Source organism: Schlesneria sp. (assembly GCF_036405755.1).
GTDB classification, from domain to species: Bacteria; Planctomycetota; Planctomycetia; order Planctomycetales; family Planctomycetaceae; genus Schlesneria; species Schlesneria sphaerica.
The window spans coordinates 1-10,252 of the sequence record NZ_DASWWZ010000609.1 but is presented as its reverse complement, the minus strand read 5'-3'; the positions used below and the strand labels follow the sequence as shown (position 1 = coordinate 10,252).

9 protein-coding genes, 2 pseudogenes and 1 CRISPR repeat array are annotated in these 10,252 nt (G+C 56.1%); all 11 genes and pseudogenes read right to left on the bottom strand.

Translation table 11 applies throughout. The features are described 5' to 3' along the window. Positions 1-562: 562 nt before the first annotated feature. Positions 563-1,183, bottom strand: coding sequence for a hypothetical protein (locus tag VGE80_RS20150; protein ID WP_440593901.1), 621 nt, complete (start codon positions 1,181-1,183; stop codon positions 563-565). Between the two features lie 36 nt (positions 1,184-1,219). After that, positions 1,220-1,885, bottom strand: coding sequence for an esterase/lipase family protein (locus tag VGE80_RS20145; RefSeq protein ID WP_440593900.1), 666 nt, complete (start codon positions 1,883-1,885; stop codon positions 1,220-1,222). A 288-nt stretch (positions 1,886-2,173) separates the two neighbouring features. Further along, the gene (locus VGE80_RS20140) at positions 2,174-2,719 is read right to left on the bottom strand and encodes a DUF6398 domain-containing protein (protein WP_440593899.1); all 546 of its coding nucleotides are present in this window, start codon (positions 2,717-2,719) and stop codon (positions 2,174-2,176) included. Positions 2,720-2,940: 221 nt separating this feature from the next. Further along, positions 2,941-3,081 (bottom strand): hypothetical protein, encoded by a 141-nt coding sequence (locus VGE80_RS20135; RefSeq protein WP_440593898.1) that lies wholly within the window; start codon positions 3,079-3,081, stop codon positions 2,941-2,943. 275 nt (positions 3,082-3,356) lie between these two features. Further along, positions 3,357-4,614: direct repeats of the CRISPR family, unit length 36 nt; unit sequence GCTTCAATGAGGCCACGCTTCTTCAGCGTGGAGAAC. A 360-nt stretch (positions 4,615-4,974) separates the two neighbouring features. Further along, entirely contained in the window at positions 4,975-5,271 is a 297-nt protein-coding gene (cas2, locus tag VGE80_RS20130) for a CRISPR-associated endonuclease Cas2 (RefSeq protein ID WP_373649410.1), read from the bottom strand. Positions 5,272-5,335: 64 nt separating this feature from the next. Next, positions 5,336-5,869 (bottom strand): annotated as a pseudogene (gene cas1, locus VGE80_RS20125) (CRISPR-associated endonuclease Cas1); the annotation flags it as partial. A gap of 168 nt (positions 5,870-6,037) precedes the next feature. Then, complete coding sequence (locus tag VGE80_RS20120; protein WP_440593897.1) at positions 6,038-7,069, bottom strand: DUF3644 domain-containing protein; 1,032 nt, start codon at positions 7,067-7,069, stop codon at positions 6,038-6,040. A gap of 9 nt (positions 7,070-7,078) precedes the next feature. Next, positions 7,079-7,702, bottom strand: a complete 624-nt coding sequence (locus tag VGE80_RS20115; RefSeq protein WP_440593896.1) for a hypothetical protein — start codon at positions 7,700-7,702, stop codon at positions 7,079-7,081. 261 nt (positions 7,703-7,963) lie between these two features. Beyond that, positions 7,964-8,125 (bottom strand): hypothetical protein, encoded by a 162-nt coding sequence (locus tag VGE80_RS20110; protein ID WP_440593895.1) that lies wholly within the window; start codon positions 8,123-8,125, stop codon positions 7,964-7,966. A 108-nt stretch (positions 8,126-8,233) separates the two neighbouring features. Next, positions 8,234-9,784, bottom strand: coding sequence for a type I-G CRISPR-associated protein Csb2 (gene csb2 / locus VGE80_RS20105; protein ID WP_440593894.1), 1,551 nt, complete (start codon positions 9,782-9,784; stop codon positions 8,234-8,236). Beyond that, positions 9,784-10,252 (bottom strand): annotated as a pseudogene (locus VGE80_RS20100) (type I-G CRISPR-associated RAMP protein Csb1/Cas7g); the annotation flags it as partial. The pseudogene VGE80_RS20100 and the gene csb2, both read right to left, overlap by 1 nt.

Genomic DNA, 10,252 nt, shown 5'->3' with positions numbered 1-10,252 from the left:
GGACTGGTTGTTCTCCTCAGATTGCTCCCCACCCCTTCTCACGAAGACGCAGTTACCAATGTTGGATTCAGGCCGGTAACGTTAGCCTGAGAGGGACTCACACCCTCCTGATCAAACGCCTTCACAGACGCACTAGCCCTGTCGCTCTGCGACAGGAACGCCAACCGCAGAACCAGCAAAGACCCGTCCCAGCCCGCGCAACGCCAGTGTCCACCCCTCACAATCATGCCACTGCATCAGAGTCCTCTCTGAAGCAGTGCTCCGCTGATCGAACCGAACGAACTGTGCTGAGCGATCACCCGAGAGAGCACTGCTCGGCGAAGACGTCCGAGCAGTGGCATGTCGGACTCGCATGTCCGACCCGCATGTCCACCCCGCCACGAGGGGTGAATTTCAGTTAGGGTGGCCCAGACGTCGCTCTGGACGTCTGGGTTGCCATGCAACAAGAGGCCCCGTCGCCGACCAGCCGACGCAAGCAACTGAAAAGCCTCGACCCAACAAAAGCCTCACCAAGGATGGCTCAGCCGTCACTGCCTTGCAGCAACAGATCTTACCATGCCGATCACATGCCGAGCGGTCCCGACATGAGGCTGATGATCCCGGTCATCAGTGACTGCAGCGAGGGACCGATCAGGAACACGAAACTCAGCATGAGCAGCATGAAGTAGTACAGTCGATTGCCGTTGGTATCAAACATCAGCAGGTAGAGCAGGCCACCGACCAGCGACAGGGCAGCCAGACAGGCCACTCCGTTACCGTATTCACTGACGGCGAAGTAGCGGTAGCGACGTGTAACGAACTCGGCCTGAATCTGGCGGAACTGATCTTCGATTTCGGGAGAGTTCGGCTTCTCTGGCGGATCCGGAAGTCGTGGGGGTTTCAGGTCCGATTTCGTCAGGTTGGCATACTCATCCAAATCCCGTTCGTAGATCGCCAGCACTTTTTCATAGTGCTTCAACTGAAGGTCGTAATTCTTCAGAGCAATTTCATGCTGCTTCTGCCGCTCCGGAAACGACTCTTTGTTCCGCTGCTGTTCGAGCTCAACCCTTTTCTCGTCGGCGGAAAATCGAATGCGGCTCAGTCCCAGCACTTCCGACCTCAGCCAGTAAGTCACCAGCAGTAACACCAGAAACCCGCCGATCGAGAACAGCTTGGCAGCAACAATCCGGCGTTCTCCAGACATCGTACGTTTCTCCAACGGGGGTTGAGCGGACACACGTTACTGATTCTGGTCCGCGGCGGAACTCAAGAGAGGCTGATCCGCCTTCAAACACTCAATCACCGTTTTCACGACGAGCGAGTTGGACGGCATGAACGTATGCGAAACCGGCAGGCGAATCTCTTCGGTGATCCAGTCAGCACAGACTTCGGAGTATGACACCACGCAGTCATTCTCTTCGTCGCCGAAAACGCGTTTCAGCGGGCTGATCGACTTGGTACCGATGATGCTGGTGGTGGGGACCTGGCTGGCCGCGACATGTTCCATGCGATCGTCCGAGGCGAGCAGTTGACCGCAGTCGCTGGTCGCCAGTCGGAACAGCCAGTTTCGTTTCAGTGCTTTGGCGATGCGGGAAGGGCGGACGGGGGAGCCCAGCAGGATGATGCGGGTCGGCATCCGCGTCCCCGGCGGAAGTGTCGCGACGGCCTCCCGGAGCAGGACTCCCCCCAGGGAATGCCCGATCAGGACGTAATCCCCTTGGGCGGCGAGGCGTTCGATCTTTTGTTCGAGTCGCCGGCTGATGGAGGTGAAGTTCTGGAAGGTGACACTGTAAAAGTACCACGACGGCGAAAATCCGTTCTGCTTCAACTGCCTGAGCAGCGGAAACGCGGTGATTGGAGAACGCCCCATTCCGTGAACAAACAAAGCCTGCATGGCAGTTGTCATCTCAATTCCAGACCCCAAGCGTCCCCGGCCTGTCGGTTCGGCATCCGTCACAACAGAACGCTCTGATCTTAGAGAGACCGCAAAGCGAATGCCAGAATTAACAACTGGGTCAGAGCAGACTGCACCTGCCGCGCAGTGGCACCGAATTGTTTCACGGCCTGTGGAGAACCAGGGACAGTCCCCGTTTCTCAGCTTGACATGCTCACGCTCCCCTATCCGCGACCGTCCAAACGGTTCTCCGTTCATCCGACTGACGTCAGGCGAGGGAGGGCCGCGTCGACCCGAGGATCACTCGTCGTCGTCATCGAAGTGCATCGGTTTTGGTCGTTCGGGGATGTAGGGAATGAGTCCCTGTTTCAGGGCTTCTTCCTGGATTTCCCGCTTGAGGAACCGGGCGTCGATGACGAAGCCACCTACATCGATCATCCAGGCCAGGGGATTCGATTCGTTCTGGCTGCGCAGTGACCAGTGGATGTCCATAGATTTGATCTTGAACATCTTGCGGATCAGCATCGACTTCCCCTGTCCCGTGCTTTCGGCGACTCCAAACGCCTTGTCGATGGCGGTCAATTTCATGTGCGGCGTATTCGAGCGGTCGTCCAGAAAGTTGACCCAGCCGATGGTGCGAACGATGCCACAGGCCCAGGTCGTCGGCTTGCCGCTGATCAGCGGAGTCGGTCGCTTGCGAGCCAGCTTGTCGGTCAGACGACGACAAAGTTCGGCATACTCGTCGTTCAGATGCTCACGGCAGAAATCCGCGACGAGCTGCTCAATCTGTTTCACAGCCTCCGGTTTGTCCTTGTTCTCGTTGGAGGCGGGTTTACGTTTCGGCATGGTCAGTTCACTTCGAGCAAGTCGACGTCAGATCCGTATTTAGAAGAAGGTCAGAGAAGGGGATCGATCCCCGTCCCACCCACAAACGGGAATCATCGGAAAATCCGCCGCTCCGATCAACCAGGGAGGGATTCTCGACCAAAGTAAGTGTTCAGCCCGTCCCCCCTCCAGGAAAACAAGGATCGATCCGCACCTCCTCAATTCCGCATCATGAGCGTGCATCAAGTCGTTTCGTCCAGATGTCGTCCTGTCCTCAAGTAGCCCTGTCGCTCTGTGACAGGAAAGCCAACCGCAGAACCAGTAAAGATCCGTCCCAGCCCCCCCCAACGCCAGCGGCCCCCCTCAAGATCATGCCACTGCATCAGAGTCCTCTCTGACGCAGTGCTCTGCTGAACGAAGAACCCTTGACCAATACATCACTGCCCGAAGACCCACAACGAAAAAATGTCCCCAGGAACACTCCGCAACAGAGTCGGCGACGAACCGAAAGAGGACTGCTCGGCGAAGATGTCCGAGCAGTGGCATACCCGACCCGTAGGTCCACCACGCAGGGTGTCCCGACCGCCTGTTCAGGGCGGTTGGGTTTCCGCGTGGAGATCCCCGCGAGCGTCGGTAAATCCCACTGTCTTGCACACCCGCTTCTATGAGGCCACGCTTTTTCAGCGTGGAGAACTTGTTTCCTGCCGTGCTCGAACGAGCCAAGGCAATGCTTCTATGAGGCCACGCTTCTTCAGCGTGGAGAACTACCAACCGCTGGCCTTGATCACGGGAGCGCCAACGGCTTCAATGAGGCCACGCTTCTTCAGCGTGGAGAACCGCAGTGAGCAGGTCGAGGTGAACATCATTGCTGTGCTTCAATGAGGCCACGCTTCTTCAGCGTGGAGAACACGGCCAGCCTGCCGGTGTGTTGCTGTGTCGCCACCAGCTTCAATGAGGCCACGCTTCTTCAGCGTGGAGAACCTTCCCTCAGTCAGTCCCCGGTACCACTGTTCACTTCGCTTCAATGAGGCCACGCTTCTTCAGCGTGGAGAACTTCGCGACCAAGGCACTCGACTTCCGAGGCCTCCAGGCTTCAATGAGGCCACGCTTCTTCAGCGTGGAGAACCAAACATGCACGCCGGGCAACCTATTGCGAGACGAGGCTTCAATGAGGCCACGCTTCTTCAGCGTGGAGAACTGGAGCTCTCGCAACGAACTGGTCGCCATATCCTCGCTTCAATGAGGCCACGCTTCTTCAGCGTGGAGAACGTGTTGCCTGCCGTCACATAGCAATATGCGACAACCGCTTCAATGAGGCCACGCTTCTTCAGCGTGGAGAACGTTGCCGAGTCGTATACCAACAACTCGCCCCTCCCGCTTCAATGAGGCCACGCTTCTTCAGCGTGGAGAACCTCGCATGGCATTACCGCAAGTACTCAAAGGACAAGCTTCAATGAGGCCACGCTTCTTCAGCGTGGAGAACCACTGCGTCGGCGTATCCATCGGGAACCATGTGTTGCTTCAATGAGGCCACGCTTCTTCAGCGTGGAGAACCTGCTTGCGGCATCCGGCTTGATCCTGCTCTGCGGCGCTTCAATGAGGCCACGCTTCTTCAGCGTGGAGAACTCACGCCAAGCGTTAGCAAGCGGTGTGACCGACGCCGAGCTTCAATGAGGCCACGCTTCTTCAGCGTGGAGAACTGGGCAATCAACTACCTTACAATGCAATACGGCAAGGCTTCAATGAGGCCACGCTTCTTCAGCGTGGAGAACCTCGCACACGTCGCGGACGAATAATACTATCGACATCGCTTCAATGAGGCCACGCTTCTTCAGCGTGGAGAACTGCGATTCCGGGAGAGTGTCGCGAAGTCTTTCATCGCTTCAATGAGGCCACGCTTCTTCAGCGTGGAGAACCGCTTGCTCTGCAATTCCAAAAGGGATCCGCAGTTGCAACGGCGTTTTCGAGAGGTCCTGGTTTTTGTTGCTCATCTTTCCACTGCCTCTCGTTATCGAATCTCTAACTGGCTTCCGCGTCGGCATTTCGAGGCTGCGAGCGATCACGGGGTTTCTCGCGGCACTCGACCGCTCGAAATTCACATTCACAATTTGAACCGACTTGTCAAAGAACCGGAACGAGTCATGAACGTATCCGGATTCCCGCCGCCTTGCCATCGCAGCCCAGCGACGGCACCTCAATTCCATCATTGAACGGAGTTCGAGACCAGCATGCAGGTAGACATCCCTGCGATCGAACGACCTTTCAGTTCACCCACTTCACACAATCACCGCCGTGCGTGCGGGAATCGACATTCTCGGGTTGCCCCAAAACTCGAAACACTCGTCACCACGCGCGCCAGCGGGACCCAGATTGACAATCATCACGCGGTCTTCTTCCAGATTGAGGATGTCCCAAAGCTGCTCTTTCAACGACTGACGCTGCATGGCGCTCAACTCGCAACGAAACACCGAGTACTGAAGTGCCATCCCAAAGCCGCACAGCTTTTTATACGTCAATCTCAGCCGCCGGGGATCACAGACGTCGTAACTGACCAGATAGACCGTTTTCATCATTTCCCTTTGCTCTTGAATACCTCGGAACCTCAGAGAAGGCGGAAGGCGAAAAGCCTCTTTTGATTCAGCGCGTGCAGAAGCCGGGGTAGCTGGTCAGCTCGCCCAGCAGGACGCGCGAAAGTAGTCGTGCCTGGACCTGCAGCACGCGCCGATAACTGATTCGGTAACCAAAAATCGGATGCGTGATTTCCTGTTCCATCCGTCGTTCAAATGCGGCGATCACTGCCTTGCGGCCCGGCTCCGTCAGCGTGACCGCACCCGCTCTTGAAAGGAACCTTGACTCGCTGATTTCTCCATTGTTCACCAGCATCAGAACCGTCGAATCGCCGATCAGCGGCCGGAACTCTTCCGCCCGATCCAGCGCCAGCGAAGGCCGTCCGTAGCGGGGCTTGTGAAAGAAGCCCAGCAGCGGGTCAAACCCAACAGACTGCACGGCTATGGTCACTTCCTTCGCGAGCAGAGAATAAACAAAGCTCAACAGCGCATTGATCGGATCGCGCGGTGGACGCCGATTCCGGCCGCTGAAATCAAAGACGTGTCCCCCCTTCAGCAGCCTGGCGAAACCAGAGAAGTAAACTTTGGCGGCCCGCAGTTGGATGATGAGTCTTCATCCGCAGGGTGAGGAATCCATCGTTCAATTCACCGTCAAACTCTGTGGTTGACCAATTGACTACCAATCCAGTCTTGTAGAACTGTCTTTCCCGGTAATGAGCCGGTACTTGAGTGCAGTCACATGCGGATCATTCATAGTGCCTTCCTTTGCGCACTAAGTTGTTGATCTTTTGGGTTGCGAAATCCGTGATTCTGCGGCGTCCGTGGCTCCGTACAGTATTGAATTTTTCTGGCATTGCTCTCTGACCTGCTCCAGCCACCGGTCGTACCACCAGTACTGGACGCCAAGTTGCGTTCCGTAGCCTTTACCGGGATTTCGGGCATCTAACCGCTGCCAAAGCTTTGTATGAGCGTGCATGCTGAATTTGGAATAGCCTTCCTGTTGCATTCTCTCGACGATTTGTTTGGCACTGAACTTCGGACGTTCGGCCTCCTTCACAACCCAGTATTCCTTATCGATCTGTTTCGCAAGGTCGGAGTTCGGGTCAATGAATTCAATAACTTTGTCTGCTTGATTTGGCTTTCCAACCACACGCTTCTTGAACAGCAGCCGATAGGAAAATTGTTCGCTGTTGAACTCGTCGTGAGAGAGTTGCCCGTCAAACTCGGCGATAAAAGCGGTCAGCCTGCATGGAACATGATCATTGATTTGGATGGATGACGCCTGTGCATGGGACAGCTCGGTGAACTGCAGGGCGTACATTAAATGACGATCGATCCCCCATTCTTCCCCAAACAGCTTTTTGATGTAGGTATTGAAGTTCAGGGCACAGGCCTGATAACGGCCACTCAGATAACTGTCGAGGTTCATCGTCATCTGATGTTCGATCTCATGCCTGAGCTTGATCAAAAACCGGAGATTGTTAGCAGTACCCTTATCAATAGGGCATTTGCCGTCATCGAGGCAACGTTCCAATTCCCAATACTTGTTGGCTCCTGACTTAGTTTTGTCGAAGACACGCTTCTTAGCCTTTTGTGCAAAGTAGCGGTACTCGATCTTCTTCTTTCGGCAGTACGCGTGCAGCAAGTAGGTCCAGCCGATCACCATTAGGACAATGAACGTCTCCGATTTGAAGTGGATCTGTGGATTGTTGAAAAGTTGGACCGCCGACAGTGCGGCTTCCCGCGATTTCGTGAGAAGTTCATCCGCAATCGAGTGGACACGCCTGACTCGTTTCTTCGCCATGTGATTCTCCTACAGATCCCTGTATAGGGACACGAAACTTCGGGCTTGGGCTCGCAGGAGGGCGGACTGTTCGTGGTCCGACTTGCCAGCACAGAACGCTTTACCTTTGCGAACGTCCAGCACGCAGACGGTCAGGTTGTCGGTTGTATGAGGTAGGGCCTGCATCATCAGGTGGACGATCAGTTCGGCCCGGCGTTTGTTGAGAGAATCGTCGTCCCTAAGCCAGAGTTTGATCACCGTGGGAACTCCGTCGATCAATAAGCCAACTTCGGGACGGATGTTGATCCGCAGGTCCTCGCAGAACCAGGCTCCCTCCGGCGGGTCGAACCATGTGGGCGACTTCCGACCGAGAAACTTCTTATAGCCAAGGACCAGCGGCGGGTAGTGCTTTCTCCGGGATGGTTCGGTCTGTCCCGTGGCAACCGCGTCGAGATAGTCCTTCCGCTTACCATTCTTATGCATGCGGACGACGGCCTCCCGAAACTGCTTGTAGAGGTCCGGCGGAATGTCGTAACCCTCTTCATGCTGTTTGCGGATTTCCCGTACGACGGTGAGTTGCTGTTCCGGGGGCTTCGTGGCGAAGTTCAGGAACTGCGTCAGGGAGACTTTGACTTCGGGAACAGATTCGGGCATGGTCAATCCTTTCGCAATTTACGGGCGTCCATGCCCTGTGAGGCAGCAAACCTGGCTGCGGGGACGGTAACGGGAATTCGGCCGGTCAATAGACCTTGACTGAGGGCTGCTTTTTAAGCCAACAATCGCTCCAGAAACTCAATATTCAAATATAGGGTAGGCGAGAACGAATCATTGATCTCAACGATCCGCTTCTGTTCGTTGACTGGCGGCGGTGGCACGGGAAGAAGCACCACGCAGGTGTTGAGGTTGTTAGTGAATTCAACCCTGGACCCAGGTGAGATAGGCCAGACGGGGGTAATAGGGGTGTTCATTGAGCATCCTGACGGGAATCAGCTCTTCGTCCGTGAAGAGGGTTTCACTTTCATCTTCACCTAAAAGCACATCCGCCAGGTCCAATGCACAAGTCGAAAGGATTGACATAGAATCTCCTCAGAAATCGGCGTGACTGGTCCTCCATAACGCTAGACTAAGAGATGCAGGAAAGGGACCTCGCAGTTTGCGTGCGGGTTCGCGATTAGTGTTGTTGCGTTACGCTTCCTTCATGTTTGCAAACAGGCCAAATCCCCGGAATCGGCCGCTGCCGATGGCGATGGGGCCCGGTACCGCAAACGGAAATCGCACTTTGACGTGGTACCGTGGTGCGGCGTCTAAGTTCTGCGGTGGGAGGTAGCGCGATGCCGATTCGACCCCTGCCTGATAGCCGACCGTCCGCCAGACGAATTCGGCCCGCTTCATCAGTTCGTCGGAATACCCTGCCTGACGAAAGGCTTTCCGAATCAAACTTTCGACTCTGGCCTCCAGCCGCTTCAGCAATCGCTGTTGTGTCTGTGCATCGCGAACGTCTCTGAGTTTTCGCCGAAGATGATCGGGATCATCATACCCGGGAAGAATCACGGGCGTGACCGTCGACCATGTCGTTTCAGGTTCGATGTAGCTCCTCAAAACAGAATCCGATCTGGGAAGGATCGTCAGCAGCCCGGCGGGTCCCTGATGATTGAACAGTTCAGCTCCCGCCATCATCCTGGTCGCCCAGGCAATCTCTTTGCTGCAATGGGGCGGGGCCACGATCAGGACTCGACGGATCGATTCGAATCGCTTTAACTTCGCGTTGAACGTCGGAAGAGCCAGATACTGAAACCGGTCGGGAATCCCCTGACCACTGAGGGGGCCCGAACCATCAGCGACCTTTCCATGAATGAAGGAGTTGATTTGATCTGGTGGCCAGCCCTGCTGGCGTGCCATTTCCGCCACGGCGTGGCGGAGCATTCCCACCACTTCCCGCGTGTGACGCAAGGGGTCAAATGCCTTCACCCCGCTGGCGTCCGGCTCCAGGATCTTAAACGCGACGAATGGCCGTATGCCTGGTTCTGCCGCACGCCGATAACGAACCACGCGGAAGACGGAAATGGGTGGGACGGGGACGAACCCGTTCGGGCCGATCCTGTTCAGGAACCGCTCATGTCTGAGGTCGAGCGCGTCGTAAGTACCAGGAATAGGAACCCGCAGGGGGGACCCGTGAGAACCGGAATCCGGTGTCCAGACTTCACCGGGTAACGACGCGGCATCCGCTTCGGAAATCAGTCGGGCGTCGCCGGCGATCTGATCGATTCCCCAGCCGAAATGAGTCATCGATCTGGCAATTGACTGGATCGCCTCAAAATGAGATTGCCCCTGCGGGGATACGGGGAAGAGAAAATGCAAGGTGTTATCGAGCAGGTGGAGTGGTCGTACATCCTTCTCGACACGGAATTTTGACATATCCGTGTCGGTGTCACCCCGGGCCCACGCCGCTGTCATTAAGTCGCCCGAGTTATTCGGGACGTACATCCGAAAACCGATTGAATCGGGTTTCACAGGGGGGGTGACAATGGAAGGAATGACGGTTTCCAGCCATTTGAGCGCTGGCAGAATGGTGTCATTCAGTTGCTCGGGCGTCCATCGTCTGGTCGCTGAAGCAACCATCCCCTGAAACAAGCGAAGGGGGGAAGGGGGCCACTCTGGTTCCCCTTCATTCGTTCGTCCATGAAACTGGGGAACGGGATCAAGAAATCGTAGCGTGATGCACAGGATCCGATTCATTAGTTCTCCTCCGCTGATGGCGCTGCAACGTCGGCGCTACGTCCCCGCGATCGCTTAGGTTTGGTTTTGCCGTCACCTTTGACGTCTGCTGCGGCATTCTTAGGATCGAATTCGACCGTTTTACCTGCCGCGATACCGAACGCCTGGGCGGCGGCGGTGGCGTACTTCAACGCTGCGGCCCGGGTAATATCGAGGGGCTCTCGTGTTCCATCGGAGTGAACCAGTTGGAACACCCTGGGCGTTTCGCCCGGCACCAGATTGCAGCCCTGACGCAGGTACGTTGACGCATTCGAGGTCAGTGCGACCAGTGCCAGGCCGAAGATATACCGTCGCAGGGCAACGGTTTTCTCTTGATCGGTCCCTGCTGAAAGTAGTCTCAAGGCCGCCAGACTCAACGTCGCATCACGGCGGATGCCCCCCTTTGCGATGACTCCACCGTGGGACCCCGTCGCTGGTACGTGAATGAAT